Source organism: Kitasatospora sp. NE20-6 (assembly GCF_045862635.1).
This window is the reverse complement of sequence record NZ_BPRL01000110.1, coordinates 1-16,110: the sequence shown is the minus strand read 5'-3', so window position 1 is coordinate 16,110 and position 16,110 is coordinate 1. Positions and strand designations below refer to the sequence as shown.

Below are 16,110 nucleotides of genomic sequence, written 5' to 3'. Positions count from 1 at the left end.
TCAGCGTGGTCGTCATCGACTGGACCGAGACCGGGGCGTCGCCGCCGACCGGAACGTTGCCGACCATGATCTGACGCGAGTGGCGGCGCTTGGCGAGCGGCTTGAGCGGCAGGGACGGAATACCGAGTAGAACCGCCATCGCACACCTCTTTCGTCTGGACTTCTGGTCGATTCAGCTGACCGGGGCAAGTGCGTCGGCCAGGGCGCGGGCGATCCGGTCGGCCGTCAGCCCGCTGGCCGCGAGCAGGGACGCCCGCGAGCCGTGTTCGAGAAAGCGCTGCGGGATGCCGAAGGTGCGTGCAGGCGTCCTCGCGCCGGCATCGCTCAGCGCCTGGGCGATCGCCGCGCCGGCGCCGCCGCTTCGGCCGTTGTCCTCGACGGTGGCGACCAGCCGGTGCCGGAGCCCGAGTCCGATCAGGGCCGGTGCCACCGGTTTGACCCAGCAGGGGTCCACCACGGTGACGCCGAAGCCGCGCTCGGCCAGGCTCTCGGCCGCCTCCAGGCAGGTACGGGCCATGGCGCCCACGGAGACGAGGAGGATGTCGTCCCACTCGCCGTGCCGCAGCACGTCGACGCCGCCGATCGTGTCGAGGGCCGGAACGTCAGGGCCCGTGCTCCCCTTGGGGAAGCGCACCGCGGTGGGACCGTCATGGACGGCCACGGCCTCGCGCAGAGCCCTCCGCAGGGTCGTGGCGTCGCGCGGGGCCGCCAGGCGCAGGCCGGGAACGAGCTGCAGCAGCGACATGTCCCACATGCCGTTGTGCGAGGCACCGTCGTCCCCGGTCACGCCGGCGCGGTCCAGGACGAAAGTGACAGGGGCCCGGTGCAGGGCGGCGTCGAGCAGTACCTGATCGAAGGCGCGGTTGAGGAAGGTCGCATAGAGCGCCACCACCGGGTGCATTCCGCCCAGGGCCAGCCCGGCCGCAGCGGTGACCGCGTGCTGCTCGGCCATGCCCACGTCGATGGTGCGCTCCGGGTACCGCTCCGCGAACCCGGCCAGTCCGGTGGGTGCGAGCATGGCGGCGGTGATGGCCACGATGTCCTTGCGGGCGGCCCCGAGTTCGAGGATCTCCTGGCCGAAGACCTCGGTCCACGACGGCGAGCCGTCGCCGGTCCCGGGAAGCGGGGAGCTGCCGCGGACGGCGTGGAACCGGTCCGCCTCGTCCTGCTCGGCAGGGAGGTGACCACGGCCCTTCTCGGTGACGCAGTGCACGACGACGGGCCGACGGAGGTGGACCGCCGCGCGGAGAGCTGTCTCCAGCGCTTGGACGTCGTGCCCGTCCACCGGGCCCAGGTAGGTCAGGCCGAGACTCTCGAACACTGCTTCGGGCGCGCCGGGAGCGGGTCCGCGCAGCGCCGCGAGGTGCTCGGCGACGGCGCCGACGGTGGGGCTGTAGGACCGGGTGTTGTCGTTCAGCACGATGACCACCGGGCGGTCGGCGGCCCCGATGCTGTTCAGCGCCTCCCATGCCATGCCACCGGTCAGCGCGCCGTCCCCGATCACCGCGACCACGGCGCGGTCCGTGACGCTCTGGATGCTCAGCGCCCGGGCCAGTCCGTCCGCCCAGGACAGGGCAGTCGAGGCGTGCGAGTTTTCGACGACATCGTGCTCGGACTCCGCGCGCGAGGGGTAGCCCGACAGCCCGCCCGCGGTGCGGAGTGTGGCGAAGGCCGAGGCGCGTCCGGTAAGGATCTTGTGCACGTAGGCCTGGTGTCCCGTGTCCCACAGGATGTGGTCGCGGGGCGATTCGAAAACCCGGTGCAGGGCGACCGTAAGTTCGACCACTCCGAGGTTCGGGCCGAGGTGCCCACCAGTGCGGGTGACGGTTTCCACCAGCAACTGTCTGATCTCCAGAACGAGTTGCCGTATCTGCTCCGGGGTGAGAGCGCGCAGGTCCGCAGGTCCGTGGACATCGCTCAGCAGTGACACGGTGCCGCCGGAGGCGTGGGGGGTGTACGGGTAACGGCGATGGTCATGCCGCCTCACCTGCCAGGGGCGTGCGCGGCGCCCTGCCGATGGTGAGGTCGGCTACCCGTCCGGGCAACGTGAAGACGACGTTCTCGGTGGCACCGGACCGCGGGTCGACCTTGCAGCGGTGACCGGCCTGCCGTTCGCCAAGCCCCTGGACAAGAGCCTCCGGCCCACTGGCCCCTGCGCTGATGCCGTTGCTCGACGCTCCGACCAACCAGGTGGTGCCGAGACGCCCGTTGCCGGGGACGAGGCGGGCGGTGCGGCGGCGCGCACGAGGGATCTCTACCATGCGCGGGAAGATGCTCGAGTTGTCCGAGCCGACGACGAGGACCACATTGTTGCGGCCGGCCAGTTCCTGGTCGGCTCCAGCGGGGAGTCGGTGGTTTTCCATCGATGTCTCCTTGTCGTTCATTCCGGCCTGGCTATTTGTGACTTTATGGCGATTCCGTTCCGCGTGGCGATTTATCCAGCAGAGGCAGCGGTGACATTTACGGAAGTGAATGCCCGCGTTGTTCGGGTGATGTGTTCGGACAGCGCGTGGCTCCGGTGAATCGGCCGAGCGGTGTTCTGCCCGGCTCGCGGGCGGTCAGGTGGAGATTGATCGTCTGCCGAGGTCTGCGCCGCAACGAGCTGCCAGGAGAGGCGTGTCCACTGTGCGGGATTCCACGCCACAGGCCGGGGCGCAATCGGCTGGCGCGCTACTGCCGGTCGACTCTGCGATGTCGAGGTCTCGACGAAGCGTGCAATGGGCATGTCATGCTCTCCGCAGTCGGGGTCTCGGTGTGATGCCGCACGCAGTTGCAGCGTGCTCGAGTCCCCCAGATCAGTTTTAACGGATCGGCCGCGCGGTTCGGTTCAAGGTCGGCACGAAGGGATTAATTGATCTTGAGATTGCATTGGCCGTCGCGCGGGTCAACGGCCAACCTTCCGCCTCATGTCCCGGTTGCAGTTGGGCCGTCAGCATGGAAAGAAAAGGCTGCAACGCGGCCCTTGATCGAATCAGACATCGCCGAACCCGGCTTGTCCGGCGCGACTTGCAGGCGCTCGGAATTCTGTCGGGAGTCCGCAGCGGCCACCACACCGCAGTGGCTCGACCATGGCCTCGACTGGTACGGCGGCGTGGCTTGGGAAGACCCGACCACACCGCTAAGCATTCTTGCGTAAGTCGGCTGGTGTTGCTCGGAGCTGGGTGTCGCGGTGGGCGAGGGCCTGGTCGACGGTCGCCTGGAGTTCTTGGATCCAGGGATAGGCGCGAATGGGGATGTCCTCGTACTTCACCGATCGCCACACGCGCTCGATCCAATTCAGCTCCGGGCTGTAGGGCGGCAGGTAGTAGAGGGTGAGGCCGTGGGCCTCCAACTGCGGCCTGGCGGCCTTCACGACCCGGCTGACGTGGGGATGCGTTGTCCAATACCACGGTTCGCGGCCGCGGAAGGCGGCCGGGCGGCGGACCGGCGGCGAGGGCGTCCCGGCTTGCAGGCAAGTCGGCAACCTGGGTGCACAGGAAGTCCAGCAGCTCATCGGCAGTGATCTTGCCGGTCGTAGGACGGAAGACGAGCTGTGGGTCGGCGCCGTCGATGCGCAGGGCGCCGAGGGCATTGACCCGTCGGCCGCAGGTGCCTTCCTGCAGGACGAGTGCGGGGGTGCCCCGGCGGGCCCAGGTGTAGCCGGTCGGCAGGGTCAGGGCGAAGCCGGCCTCGTCGAGGTAGAAGAGGTCGATAGCACCGGCTTGGGCCCTCAGCCGTACAGCCGCAGGCCCTCCAACGTTGCCCCTGGCGGACTGCTGGAGGGCTTCGCCGGCCTTGTGCCGCACGGTGGCGCGGGTCCGCTTGTAGCGGAAGCCGTCCCGCTTGAGCAGCACGGAGAGCCGCGCGGAGTGGATGCGCACGCCGCGCTCGAGCCACACCGCCATTCTGGGCAGTGTCCAGGACGGGCCGCCGTTCTCGGCGCACTCGTCCAGCATGCACTCCAGCGCGTCCAGGTCGGCCCGAGCGGCCTTCGGCGGCCGACCAACCAGGGCGGACAGCCCTCCGGCGTCGTACCGGCGAAGGGCACCTCGCACCGTTGCCGGGCGCACCGCGACGATACCCGCAACCTCTGCCGGTGATCCGTCCCTGGCCAGCCAGCCGGACGCACTCGACCCTCATCCGCGTGTGCGGCGCCAGATCCCGGCGCCGCAGCAGTAGGACAGGAGATCCAGCCGGAACAGCCCCTGTTCCACCAGGCGGGAACGGCGGCACTCGCCCCCAGCGGCGGCGATTCGGCGGGCGTGCCCTCCTTGGCTCCCGCCGTACTCTCCGCCGTTCCCGTCACTTGGCGCCCAGGTTCCGCCGCACCTGCCCGGGCCGCTCGCAGGACGATCGAGCCGGTTCTCAGACGCAGGTCACCGCCGTCCGGCAGGCTCGTTCGTCGGTGCGTGGGCGCACGCCGGGCTGTTCAGCAAGTCCCTGACGGGCGTGGTCCAGCGCCAGCCGCCTGTTCAGCACCAGTTCAACCGCCGAGGGGCCGGGGACCGCGGCGTGGACGAGTCTGCCGACCGCGCTGCCCGCACGGTGCAAGCCTGGAGGGCCGGCTGCGAGCTGCCCCGCAGGACGATGCCCACTTCCCTCCGGCTGCCAGGGGACATCGGCTCCCGCTACTCCACCCAGCCGTGGTTCCTGGCCAGGCGGCCGATGCACTCCCGCACCTGGGCCAGCTGCGCCACGGTCAACGAGGGAACGGCGCCGATCAGCGCCTCGGTGATCTCGGACCGCAGCTCCCCCGCGGACAGCACGTCGAGCAGTTCGATCGACTCCTGAGGCTGCTCGGGTGCAGGAAGGGCCGTCGCAACGGTCGTCTCAACCGCCGCGGCCGGTGCGTCCGGCCCGACAACGCGCAAGCCCTCCGCCTTCAGGCCGCGGTCACCCCTGGCCAGGTCGAAGGTCACTTTGACACCGGGCCGCAGCAGGTGCTTCTCGTCCAGCAGGTCGTTCACGTGGACGAAGATGTCCTCGCCGCCCGTATCGGGTGCGATGAAGCCGTAGCCGCGTATGTCATCAAAGCGCAGAAGCCGACCGGTAGCCATACAGATTCGTCCTTGAGGTTGTACCGGACCGGAGCCCGGAAAGTCATCGGTTTCGCCATCGTTCCAGTGGCTGCTCACTTCGAAAACTACGTGCCGGCTGCCACATCGGTTCGATCACAGTGTCGCAGGCCGGGCCGGCCTGCCGGACCTTGCCGGCCAGCAGGCCCCGGCACCGCCCGGATCGGTGCCCCGGCGGCGGGCGCGGGATCCGGAGAGGTCCAGGAGCAGCACCTGGCTGTTCTGCCCTGCAGTACACGGCTATCGCGCGCGCCTCGCGGTTCAACCGGGTTCGGCACCTGGCTGTAACAGAACCAGGCCCCGACGGCGACGGTCCCGGTCGTTCCTCCCGAAGAGACATCTAGGGAGTATTGAGCCGTGATCAACGGACGGGCTGGGTGAGATCTTTGATCCAGGTCATCGAGACTCGGAGGTGGAAGCCCGCGAGGTAGCTCGCAGGGGTTTTGTCGTAGCAGGTTGCGATGCCCCGCCAGGCCTTCAGTATGTTGATCAGGCGCTCGATGGTGTTGCACTCCTTGTAGAGGTCGGCGTCGTGGCCGACGGGGCGGCCCCCGCCTGAGCCCTTCTTTTTCCGGTTGGCGGCCTGGTCCCTCTTCTCCGGGATGACTGCCTTGATTTGACGTTTTCGCAGGTGGGAGCGATTGCTGCGGGACGAGTCGACCTTGTCCCCGGCGACCGCGTCGGGCCGAGTGCGAGGACGACCGACAGGCCCGCGGACCCAGACCTTCCTGAGCACGGGGATGAACTGCGGGCTGTCGGCGGCTTGCCCCTCGGTCAGGACGAACGCCAGCGCGCGGCACTTCCGGTCGTCGGCCAGATGAACCTTGCTGGTCTGGCCGCCCCTGGAGCGCCCGAGCAGAGCAGCTTTCAGACGGAGCCTGCGGCGTTGCCGGATGCCTCGCCGTTCTTCCCGTTCAGGGTCCTCTACGATGTCCTGCCTGTTTTATTCCGCAGAGCAGCCCCTTTTGCCAGCCTCCTCCGCCTTGGCGGCGGCCTTCTCCAGGGCAACGAGAGCCTCCGGACTCGGGTGCATCCCCGCGGCATCGTGGTGAGCCCGCACGGTCGTGGAGTCCACGCTGACCAGAGACAGGCCCACTTCACCGCGCTTCGCGGATTCCGTGATCACACCCTCCAGCAGAGCTTCGAAGACTCTGGCGTCCCGCCACTGCCGGAAGCGATTGTGAATGGTCGACCAGGCCCCGAACTCCTGAGGCATCTCCCGCCACTGCCCGCCCGCCCGAAACCGCCAGACCACGCCCTCGAACTGCTGGCGCAGCCGCTCCGGGTACGGGCCGTACTCGCAGACAGGCAAGTACGGCTCAACGAACTCCAAATCGGCATCAGTCAGTTGGGCTCGCGTCATGCACCATGATCTACCGGATCAGGCCCTGTGGTGAGGGGGAATCCCACAGATTGATCACAACCCGATACGGCCCCTTAGCGAGGACGGTCCGGCTGCCGACGAACCCTCTGTTCGTCCAGCAGCCGGTAAGCCTGTGCGACTCCAGTGCTCAGTCCCACTCCATGGCACTTCGCGCTCGCCCCACACGGATCATCGGAGTCCTGGAAAGAGCCTGCCAGCAGGCGGCTGCTGACCAGCCAACGCAACGTCGCAACTGCGAAAGCACGGTCTGACCGGGACAGCACGGCAGCGCCTGTCGAACCGAGTTCGGCCTGGCACCACAGCGCCCAAGCGACATCATCCTCCAACCGGACCAGCAAGTCGGCGATTTCGTGGGAAGTTGGCCCGAAGAAGGAGGCGGTTACGCCCTCCAGTATCAGCGTCAACGCGAGGACGTCATGGGTCGCCCGGTACTCGAACGACGCCCGCGGCCAAGATGCGGTGCCAGCAGCGATCAACCTGCGGGCGGCCTCCTGCGCACACAGCCAGGCCAGTGGCACATCCTCAACACCGCCGGCCGCGGTCACTGGAAGGAGTCGCCGCATCCGCAGGAACCCTTGGCATTCGGATTGTCGATCGTGAAACCGGACTTCTGCAGTGTGTCGACGTAATCGATGCCAGCACCGTCCAGGTAGGGGCCGCTCAGCTTGTCGATCACCACCGCGAACCGGCCGAACCATGAAACGGATTCCTTCTCCCGCTCGATGGTGGTGCGCTGAGCCGCGGCCTCCTCGTCCTCCGCCTCTGCGAAGCCCTCGTCGTCACGCTCGGCCAGACTCCTCGCCAGCGCCTTCGCATACTGATCCGTGAAGTACAGCTGGTACCTCATGCCCGAGCAGCCACCGGGCTGAACAGAAACCCTCAGCGCCAGACCTGGTTCCTCGGCTCGCAGGAGGTCGGTCACCTTGGCGACGGCTGCCTCCGTCAACTCCACCGAGTAATCCGGTCGAGTCACCGTCTCGTTCACCATACGGCATGCACTCCCATCGGCTCGTTCGCCCGCTCGCGGGCACGTGGGGCCTCCTGGGCCGCCCCGAGTCACTACGGCTCTGACACCGATTCAGGTTCACTCCTACTGCCGAGCTCCCGGACTGTGGCACCGCGTCGACCCCGGGCCTCCAGTCCCCGAACAGCCTCACCGACTTGTCGGTGTGTGCCGCTCCGACTCGGTGGTGAGAATGATTTCCCGGACGACACCGAGTTCTTGCTCACCGTATCGGCGGGGAATCTGCACTCACTCCCGATCCGTCTGGGCCCCTGGTGCTGTGCGGGTCGGCATCACGAATCACCCGAAGGCGGTGCGGCGCGCTGCGCGACCAGGAGCGGCCTCGTTCCGAGATCTGTCCAGGTTGGTGCCGGTTCAGATGGTTGATGTGGTTCCCGTGTTCGCGAGGCCGGGATGAACGAGGCAGACACGGCCTCAGGGTGATCATGAGGGGTCAAAGCCCTGGCCACCGCAACGGAAGACGGTGCCGGCCTGACATTGCCCTCTCAGCGTGGAGTCGAGATCAGAGGGGAAGTTGAGGGTCACGGTGGGGAAGAGGTGCTCGTACGACGCGGAGTTCCGCGCCGGGGCGGTACGGATCGTGGTGGAGACCGGGAAGTCCGCCGAGGAGATCGCGCGGGACCTGGGCGCGCAGACCAGCACGCTGCAGAACTGGGTTCACCGCGCCCGGACCCGGGGCGGACGCCGAGGTGACCGGAAGGCCGAGCGAGTCCGAGCGCGACGAACTGCGCCGGATGCAGGAGGAGAACGCTCACTTCCTCGTCGGGAACAGCAGACCCACTACATCGCCGTGATCAAGGGCAATCACCCCACCCTGCAGCAGGAGCTGAAGCAGCTGCCATGGCAGGAGGTTCAGCTGCAGGACAGAGGCCGCGCCACCACGCACGGCCGCGACGAGATCCGCCGAATCAGACCTGCTCCACCGCGCGGCCTCGACTTCCACCTACGCCGAAGGCGTCTCCTCCGTGCGCACCGGAACCGTACCTCGGGCCATGGCCGACCTTCGCAACCTCGCCGTCGGCGTCCTCCGGCCATGACAACATCGCTGCCGGGCTCCGCCACCACGCCCGCGACCCGCGCCACCCGCTCGCCGCCCTCGGCATCACGTGATCGAACCGGACAGATTGCCTGAACGACACAGTCCTGGGTGCGCGACGCATCAGCGTCAGGTGCAGGACACAGACGGCGGTTTTCGCCACCGGCACAAGCCCACATGGCGCTCCGGCAGTTCGCTATGCTGACTGCCGCCAGGGAGTATGGCGGAACAGGCAGACGCACCGGCTTCAAGTACCGGCGCCCAAAAGGCGTGAGGGTTCGACTCCCTCTACTCCCACCGACAGGTATTGCCGGGCGCCGGCTCGGGCTATCACCCTCGACGGTTACACTTGGCAGCCTTGCGTCAAGCGATCCAATTCCCATGTCAGTCCGATGGCGAACGATAATTCGCCTGCACATGCGATCCGGCCTCGATGCGTCGGTGGCCGCGCTTTGCGGGCGCCGAGGCGGTGAACCTGGTACCGACCGGATCCGTAGACCCTTTTGTGCATGGCATTGGCGAACTGGGAGATCACTGTGACCGGACTGCGCCCAGGGCTCTCGATGGCAAAGGTGTCGAGAGGTGAGGTGACAGGGAATGCGGCGAGGCATGTTCCTTGGTCATACCGCGAAGCGGGTTCCGTACGAGGACCCGCCTGCCGGGGCGCAGAGCAATCGAACGCGCTTCGACCGGACCGCTCGACCGGCTGCCGGACCTGCGATGCGAGACCTCGAAGGCCCCGCCGGACAAGCAGGAGAGGACCGTCTTCCACGTGCCACCCATAGACCTGGCGATCCGCCAAGCTCTGCTGTCGCAGTGCCGATTTCGAGTGGGTGCTGTCCTCGTCGCGGGCAACCGCGTTCTCGCCTGCTCACCCAACCGGCGGCGGAACAATCCGCAGGTCGACTTTCGCCATGCGACGTTCCACGCCGAGGAAGCCGTCCTGCGCAGGTCTCGCCGGACCGTTGCGCGGACCGAAGTGTTCATCGCCCGGGTCAGCCGCATCGGAATTCCGATGATGGCTCGACCGTGTCCCCGGTGCCAGGAGGCCCTGGCCACCGCCGGCGTATTTCGGGCCCACTATACGAGTGGCCCGTCCACGGTGGGCACCATTGAGATCGTGCCGGGAATTCGGCCCTCACGGCTTGTCTGACGAATGATCACGCTGCAGGTTCGCGGAGCCAGAGGATCAGGGATGCCAGCAGGAGTTCGGCGCGGTAGCAGGCGGCGAGTTCATCGAACCGGGTGGCGATCGCACGGAACTGCTCGAAGCGGGCGAAGCATCGTTCGACCACGTTGTGGTCGCGGTAGGAGGTCCGGTCGAAGGGGGTGGCCGGACACCGTGGGTGCCGCGCCGTTTGCGGTGGCCACCTGGTCGCGGCGTTCGGGGATCGTTGCGACGATGCCCCGACGCCGCAGCAGCCGACGGATCTCCTGGCTCGAATAGGCCTTGTAGTCCAGGAGGTGCTGCGGCGGGGTGCGGGCCGACCGATGGGGGCGCGGGATGCGGATGCCGTCAAAAACCTGGCCGAACGCGGTGGCGTCGTTGGAATTGCCCGGCTTGAGCGCTATAGACAGCGGCAGGTCCGGCCCATCGACGACGGGGTGGACCTTGGCGGTCAGCCCTCCTCGGGACCGGCCGAGGACCCTGGCGCACCTGTGAGCGGCCCGGATCTTCCACTCCATCCGGCCGGCCGTGTCGTCACAGACCTGCACGTGTTCCAGCAGGCAGGTCCAGATCCCGTCCGCCTCCAGCGGCAGAACCACTCGTCGGCGGTCTGCCACGGCCCGTACCTCTCAGGAAATCACGCCGCGGCGCCCCCGTTCGCAGTCGCCACAACACCCGGTTGACCACCTGCCGATGACCCCGTCAAGGGTGGCCGCTCCCGTCCGCCTGCCGCAACAACGGTTCCATCCGCTCCCACGCTGCATCCGTCAACTCATCCTGACCAGTCACGATCAAGTACCAGACAGGCCGCAGTTTTCGTGATTGCGCGTGAGAGATCTCGCGGGACTACCATGCCAAGGCGTCCATCGGCGGAGGATCGGATCGTCTCTGATTGAGGGACATGCTCACGCCTTAGGCGGGGCATAACCGGCCTTGCGACGTTGACGGGGGCTCTCGCCACCCCAGACGCCGTAGCTCGCCTTGATGGTCCTGCCGGTGTCACGGCAGGCTTGGATGACCGGGCAGGCCGCACAGCGGGCAGCAGCTGCCTTCTGAGCAGTGGCGCTGCTGGAGAACCACAGTTCACCGTTGGTGCTCCGGCAAGGGATCTGCTCCCGCGGGTACGCCATGACCAGATCTGTCAGCATCTCCGGCGTGGTCGGTCTGAATACACTGGCCGTACCCGTGTTGATGGCGTGTTCCTTCCTTCGCCGCAACGGCGTCGTGATCGCGATGAGATGCTTGCCCGCCTGTGTGCGACCACGCCTCGACGAGCCCGCCGAATGCGCACCCTTGGGAGCACCTACAGCAACAGCTGCGCGTCCGCCGGCCGCGGGCCGGTCACCCGGTGGCGGCAGCCCCTGTCTCACACACCGCGTGGTGCAGAACCAGTCCCGGCGCCAGGTCCCGAGGCTGGCGTGGGGCTGCCCACGGGCAACTCATCGCCGTTGAAGAGCTTTTGCTGTGGCAAGGAGGAACCCCGGTGCATCCGGGAGCCCCGCGTCACGTGCATCGTCCGGGACGCCGTGTCCAGGCGGGCGCCGACTCTCCCTGCCCCCGAACTCTCGGATCTGCGCATGCCCCCAGGATCCCAGGACCCCTTCCACCACGTCTGTTCATCCCATACCCAGGCCCATCATCCCTGACCAGACCGCCGGCACACGCCTGCAACCGGGGCTTCCGGCCGGACCACCCTGGTCGGGCGGCAGCCAGCCGTTTCCCCATCCCAAGGGAGAGGTCCCCGTGCTGTCGCGGATGGCGGCCCTTCCCCGGCCGTATCGACTTCACGCCCAGTGACTGGTGCGGGACACGCCCATCGCCACCACCTCGATTTACGTCCATGACGGCTCGCCGGTTCATCCGGAACGGAACGTCGTAGAGGACGGCTCCGACACTCGGAGCTGTGGAGGCCCTCGCCGTTCCCAGGGCCAGGTCGAACACTCCCTGAGTCCGGCCTGGGCGTCGGGGTATGCCAGGGGTTGGCCGAGTTCTCCTGTGTCGGCCTCCTGGAGCAGCTCGCTGACGGCACCGTGACCGGACCCCCGGGGGATGCGCCGGACCCCCGGAGGTTCACGGCGGACCCGCCGGGCCTGCGCGGCCACGGCATGTGACCGAGATGAGCGTAGTGCGCCGCGGAGACAGATGAACCGTGCACGGTCTTGTACCCGTTTGTGTCGGTATAGCGATGCAACAGGAGGTACTAGATGTCCACGGTGTTCACTATCGCCGAGGCATCCGGGTCGTTCCCGTTGGCGGGCCATGCGCTGCGCTGGTTGAGGAATCCGCAGGAATTCGTCCGAGGCCTGGTGGCGCAGGGCGATCTGGTGCGGGTCCGGGTAGGGCCGATACAAGCGCTGGTGGTTTGCCATCCCGAGCTGGTCCAACGGATGCTGCTCGACGACCGGGTGTTCGACAAGGGCGGTGCGCTCTTCGACCGGGTACGGGAGTTTGCCGGCAACGGCTTGGTGACGTGTCCACACCAGGACCATCGGCGCCAACGCCGGGTGCTCCAGCCAGCCTTCCAGCGTTCCCGCATGCCAGACTACGCGGCGATGATGACCGACCAGATCGGCCAGGTAGTAGGCCGCTGGCAGCACGGGGAGGATGTGGACGCCGCCCGCGCCATGCACGAAATCACCTCCCGGGTGGCCCGTGCCACGATCTTCGCCGCCCCCGCCGACGAGTCGGTCCACCAAGACTTCTGCGACGCGCTGCGCACAGTCTTCCGCGGCATGTATCGCCGGATGCTGACGCCCGCCCTGCTGGACCGCATTCCCACCCCGGGCAAGGTGCGCTACGACCGGGCACGGGCCCGGCTGCGGGAGATCGCCGGCCTGTACCTGGCCGAGAGCCGCGCGGGCGGGGCCGACCGGCGAGACGTACTGTCACTGCTGCTGGCCTCCCGCGAGGACGACCCGCGGCCGGTGGCCGAGGTCGACGAGGAGATCTTCGACCAAGTGGTCAACCTGCTGGTGGCCTCGGTCGAGACCACTGCCTCACTGCTCTCCTCGGTGCTCTACCTACTCACCCTCCACCCCGATGTCGAGTACAAACTCCACCAGGAGGTCGACGAGGTGCTCGGCGGGCGCGAGGCGACCTGGGAAGACCTGGCGAAGCTGGACTACACCGGCCGGGTGATCACCGAAGCGCTGCGCCGCTACTCGACCGTATGGCTGCTGACCCGAACGGTGACCGAGGACACCGAACTGGGCGGCCATCCGGTCGCCGCAGGCACCATGCTGATCTACAGCACACTCGCCCTGCATGGACGGCCGGACCTCTACCACGATCCCGACCGCTTCGATCCGGACCGCTGGCCAGCGGCCGGTGAAGGGCTGCCGCGAGGTGCCTTCGTGCCGTTCGCAGCCGGAGCGCGGAAGTGCATCGGTGACGTCTTCGCGGTGACCGAGGCCACACTGGTCCTGGCGACGATCGCCTCCCGCTGGCAACTGCGGCCCGCTCCGGGTGAGCGGATCCGGTGGGCCCGGGGCGTGACGGTGACGCCGAACGGGCTGCGGATGACTGTGCGCGAGCGGTTCCCGGAGGACCGCCGATGAACCAAATACCAGAGTTGTACTGCCCGTTCCCACGAGCAACCCATCCTGCAGCCCGCGAATTCGAGGAAGGCACCATCGCGTGGCTGCGGCGGTTCGGATTCGTCAGCACAGCCGAGGAAGAACAGGCGGCCCGGCAGGCACGGTTCGGATTCCTCACCGCGGCTGTCTACCCGACAGGCCGGTTCGAGGCGCTGCAGCTTGCATCCGACCTCATGGTCTGGCTCTTCCGCACCGACGACAGCCACATCGAGGAGGCGGGCGCGGATCGCCGCCTGCGCGTGGTCGCCGACCACGTCATCGGGTCGCTCCGCATCCTGAGGGATCCGGACGACCTGCCGCCGACTCCCAGCCGTGAGCAGTTGGCGCTGAGCGACATCAGCCGCAGGCTGAACTCGCTGGCCAGGCCTGAGCAGCTGGAACGTTTCATCTGCGGGATGACCGAATACTTCATGGCCGCCTCATGCGAGGCGATCCAGCTGGCCGAACGGAGCAGCCCGACGCTGGCCGACTACATGGCACTCCGGGAGTCCAGCATCTGCATGCGCTCTGTGTGTTTCGTCTTCGCGGAGATCGCGGGTGGGTACGAGCTGCCGGGCGCGGCCTGGTGCCGACCGGACCTGCAGGCAGTGGTCCGGTCGGCGAACCGGCTGATCGCCATGCACCACGATGTGTTGTCCGGCTACCGGGAGCTCGACCGCGATGCCGCGCTGAACCTCCCCATCGCGCTCATGACCGAGCACGGCCTCCCACCCGCCGTGGCGTTCACCACTGCGGCCCGGCTCGCCGACGAGGAGATGCGCCGCTTCATTGCGCTGGTCGACCAGCTGCTGTCCACCCGCGCCGGTTCCGAGGTCGACCGTTACGTCGAGAGCCTGCGAGCCTGGATTGCGGGCAACATCGACTGGAGTTTGGAGACCGGTCGCTACCACGTGGACGACTACCGGGCCGCCTGACAGACGACCCCGCGACCAACGTCCGGCGGGGCGGGGCGCGCCCACGTCGGCAGCCCGCAGCAGTTCTCGGCTCAATTTGCCGAAATCCTGTCCGGTCGGTTCGATCGGGCAGGATTTCGTCGTCGCGGGGCCCTGTCGTCAAACTGGTTTCCGTGGGCGTGCCGCTCCTCCTGCGCTGAACCTTCGTTGTGCGGAGGGCCGTTCACCAGTCGACGAGGCGAACGCGGCCGTCGCCTCGCAGTACGCGCCGAGGACGGGCTCTGACGAGCCGTCGGCCTCAGGGGTTTGCGGCTGGAACGCCGGAACACGGAGACCACATGAACTACTGCAGGGCATGCAGACGCTACACCAACGGCGCCATCTCCTGCCCGGGTTGCGGAGCACCGATTCCGGTCGGTCCGGCGTCAGAAGGTGAGGTCGCGCCGCCTCGGGGCGGCACCATGGCCCCATACCCTGCTACTCCGGTGGCTGGCAGTCGGTCCCGTTCTCTGCCGCAGGTGTCCCAGGGCGAGACCGCGGCCTCCCTTCCGGAGGGGAGGCCTGTCACGGTAGGCGACGATCCTCGGCCCGCCGGGTCACCGGCTTCCGGCGAGGCGCTCGTGATGCTCTCTCCGCCGCGGCACTCCAGTACTGGGCTGGTGCGGCGTGAGCCTGCGCACGACTCGGCGGAGCAGATTGCGGCATCGGACGGATCGCCCTCCACGGGGCGCCGCCACAGGGCACGCAGGCTGCCGATCGCCGGCATGGCTGCTGTCGTGGTCCTGGTGCTTGCCGCGGCCGTGGGCGCCGAGGTGGTCGCGGGCGGTACCGGCACGGCGCACCAGGAGCTCGGCCCTACGCCGAACGGACTGGGCCCATGGACGCCGCTCCCCCCGCAGCAGGCGGAAGCCGGCCGAGCGTCCGGGCCCACAACATCCGCTGATCCGGCATCCGCTGATCCGGCGTCCGACGGCCTGCCCTCCGGCGCAAGCCAGGTTCCCGTTCCGGGACAGTCTCAACTCGGCGTCGGTCCCATCGTGGTGATGGGGGTGCAGCCTACGGCCACCACGACGGTGTCGGTCCCTGTGCCGGGGAAGGCTCCTGCGAGCACCCCCGGGGCTGCGGTGACGACCAGCAGCCCGCCGCTTCCCTCCGGTGGAAGCTTCGAGGCCGAGGCGTCGGCCAACACCCTGACCGGCCGGACGGCCTCGATCGCCTGCCCGGGCTGCCACGGCGGAGCCCGGATCGGCTACGTCCAGACATCGTCGACACTGACGCTGACGGGCATCAGGGTCGCCTCGGCCGGAACGTACCGGGTGACGGTGTACTACACCAATGGCGAGACGGACTCCCTCACAGCTCTTTTCGGGGTCAACGGTGCGAGCGTCCTGGCCATGTCCCTCGGTCCGACCGGTTCGTACAACACGCCCGTCGCAGTGACGGTGCCGCTTCCGCTCGTGGCCGGGATCAACACGATCAGTTTCAGCAACCCTTCTGGATCTACCCCCGACCTCGACCGGATCGTCGTTCCGCCGACGCCCTGACCGGCCGGCTGCCGGAATGAGTCCGGGGCAGCGGCCGCAGCCGACGGCTGCGGCCCCGGACCCAGCCGGATCCTTCGATGTCGAGGACGCTCATGGTGAGCTACCCCTGCGGCCGCCTGTCGACGGCCGAGGAGCGTGCGAGGGCTGCCACGATGCCAATGCCTCGCCCGTGCTCGCCCGGTACACGAGGCTGCCAGCGTACGGGCGCTGCTCGCCACCACTGTCCATGACCTGGATCAGCAGGCGCTCGGTAAAGCGTGTGAGGTGACTCCTCCCTCGGCTAGTACTGCAACCGCATCTGGGGGTTGTGTCCGCGGCGTTTGTAGTGGGATTTGCGGGCGCGGGCCTGGCTTCGTCGCCGGAAGCGTGACCAGTGCAGATGGTGGTCGTTGGCATGGTGATGGGGGACGA

General features: G+C 68.0%; 11 protein-coding genes, 1 tRNA gene and 4 pseudogenes. 6 read left to right on the top strand and 10 right to left on the bottom strand.

From position 1 onward, the window contains the following. The 8 genes and pseudogenes from SNE206_RS39010 to SNE206_RS38975 form a co-directional block, all read right to left on the bottom strand. Positions 1-139, bottom strand: a pseudogene (locus tag SNE206_RS39010) (4-hydroxy-3-methylbut-2-en-1-yl diphosphate synthase); the annotation flags it as partial. Between the two features lie 33 nt (positions 140-172). After that, positions 173-1,930: a 1-deoxy-D-xylulose-5-phosphate synthase gene (locus SNE206_RS39005; RefSeq protein WP_407918343.1), complete on the bottom strand. Its 1,758-nt coding sequence runs from the start codon at positions 1,928-1,930 to the stop codon at positions 173-175. 43 nt (positions 1,931-1,973) lie between these two features. Further along, positions 1,974-2,384 carry a hypothetical protein gene (locus SNE206_RS39000; RefSeq protein WP_407918342.1) on the bottom strand — a complete coding sequence of 137 codons (411 nt, stop codon included), beginning with the start codon at positions 2,382-2,384 and terminating at the stop codon, positions 1,974-1,976. A 734-nt stretch (positions 2,385-3,118) separates the two neighbouring features. Then, positions 3,119-3,352 (bottom strand): transposase, encoded by a 234-nt coding sequence (locus SNE206_RS38995; protein ID WP_407918341.1) that lies wholly within the window; start codon positions 3,350-3,352, stop codon positions 3,119-3,121. A 412-nt stretch (positions 3,353-3,764) separates the two neighbouring features. Next, positions 3,765-3,935 (bottom strand): annotated as a pseudogene (locus SNE206_RS38990) (winged helix-turn-helix domain-containing protein); the annotation flags it as partial. Between the two features lie 672 nt (positions 3,936-4,607). Beyond that, positions 4,608-5,036: a cold-shock protein gene (locus SNE206_RS38985; RefSeq protein ID WP_407918340.1), complete on the bottom strand. Its 429-nt coding sequence runs from the start codon at positions 5,034-5,036 to the stop codon at positions 4,608-4,610. 379 nt (positions 5,037-5,415) lie between these two features. Then, positions 5,416-6,417, bottom strand: a pseudogene (locus SNE206_RS38980) (transposase). Between the two features lie 562 nt (positions 6,418-6,979). Further along, positions 6,980-7,426, bottom strand: a complete 447-nt coding sequence (locus SNE206_RS38975; RefSeq protein ID WP_407918339.1) for a HesB/IscA family protein — start codon at positions 7,424-7,426, stop codon at positions 6,980-6,982. Positions 7,427-7,952: 526 nt separating this feature from the next. Between SNE206_RS38975 and SNE206_RS38970 the strand changes: the two genes are divergently transcribed. The 3 genes from SNE206_RS38970 (at position 7,953) to SNE206_RS38960 (ending at position 9,651) form a co-directional block, all read left to right on the top strand. Then, positions 7,953-8,594 (top strand): transposase, encoded by a 642-nt coding sequence (locus tag SNE206_RS38970; protein WP_407918338.1) that lies wholly within the window; start codon positions 7,953-7,955, stop codon positions 8,592-8,594. Positions 8,595-8,712: 118 nt separating this feature from the next. After that, positions 8,713-8,795: transfer RNA gene (locus SNE206_RS38965), tRNA-Leu, on the top strand. A gap of 475 nt (positions 8,796-9,270) precedes the next feature. After that, a complete protein-coding gene (locus tag SNE206_RS38960; protein WP_407918337.1) occupies positions 9,271-9,651 on the top strand; it encodes a hypothetical protein in 381 nt (126 codons plus the stop codon). A 7-nt stretch (positions 9,652-9,658) separates the two neighbouring features. Here the strand turns inward: SNE206_RS38960 and SNE206_RS38955 are convergent. Both SNE206_RS38955 and SNE206_RS38950 read right to left on the bottom strand, forming a co-directional pair. Beyond that, positions 9,659-10,413, bottom strand: a pseudogene (locus SNE206_RS38955) (IS5 family transposase). Positions 10,414-10,571: 158 nt separating this feature from the next. Further along, positions 10,572-10,796 (bottom strand): WhiB family transcriptional regulator, encoded by a 225-nt coding sequence (locus tag SNE206_RS38950; protein WP_407918344.1) that lies wholly within the window; start codon positions 10,794-10,796, stop codon positions 10,572-10,574. A 1,074-nt stretch (positions 10,797-11,870) separates the two neighbouring features. On the opposite strand from SNE206_RS38950, the gene SNE206_RS38945 reads away from it, so the two are divergent. The 3 genes from SNE206_RS38945 to SNE206_RS38935 all read left to right on the top strand — a co-directional run bounded on the left by SNE206_RS38945 (position 11,871) and on the right by SNE206_RS38935 (position 15,699). Continuing rightward, positions 11,871-13,223: a cytochrome P450 gene (locus tag SNE206_RS38945; RefSeq protein ID WP_407918336.1), complete on the top strand. Its 1,353-nt coding sequence runs from the start codon at positions 11,871-11,873 to the stop codon at positions 13,221-13,223. Further along, positions 13,220-14,176: a terpene synthase family protein gene (locus SNE206_RS38940; RefSeq protein ID WP_407918335.1), complete on the top strand. Its 957-nt coding sequence runs from the start codon at positions 13,220-13,222 to the stop codon at positions 14,174-14,176. The genes SNE206_RS38945 and SNE206_RS38940 overlap by 4 nt, the downstream gene beginning before the upstream one ends. Positions 14,177-14,919: 743 nt before the next feature. Further along, a complete protein-coding gene (locus SNE206_RS38935) occupies positions 14,920-15,699 on the top strand; it encodes a hypothetical protein (RefSeq protein WP_407918334.1) in 780 nt (259 codons plus the stop codon). Positions 15,700-16,110 lie beyond the last annotated feature (411 nt).

Coding starts and splice junctions, on each gene's coding strand:
- SNE206_RS38950 (WP_407918344.1), bottom strand. CDS start 10,796: ATGGCGTACCCGCGGGAGCAGATCCCTTGCCGGAGCACCAACGGTGAA.
- SNE206_RS38985 (WP_407918340.1), bottom strand. CDS start 5,036: ATGGCTACCGGTCGGCTTCTGCGCTTTGATGACATACGCGGCTACGGC.
- SNE206_RS39000 (WP_407918342.1), bottom strand. CDS start 2,384: ATGAACGACAAGGAGACATCGATGGAAAACCACCGACTCCCCGCTGGA.
- SNE206_RS38975 (WP_407918339.1), bottom strand. CDS start 7,426: ATGGTGAACGAGACGGTGACTCGACCGGATTACTCGGTGGAGTTGACG.
- SNE206_RS38935 (WP_407918334.1), top strand. CDS start 14,920: ATGGCTGCTGTCGTGGTCCTGGTGCTTGCCGCGGCCGTGGGCGCCGAG.
- SNE206_RS38945 (WP_407918336.1), top strand. CDS start 11,871: ATGTCCACGGTGTTCACTATCGCCGAGGCATCCGGGTCGTTCCCGTTG.
- SNE206_RS38940 (WP_407918335.1), top strand. CDS start 13,220: ATGAACCAAATACCAGAGTTGTACTGCCCGTTCCCACGAGCAACCCAT.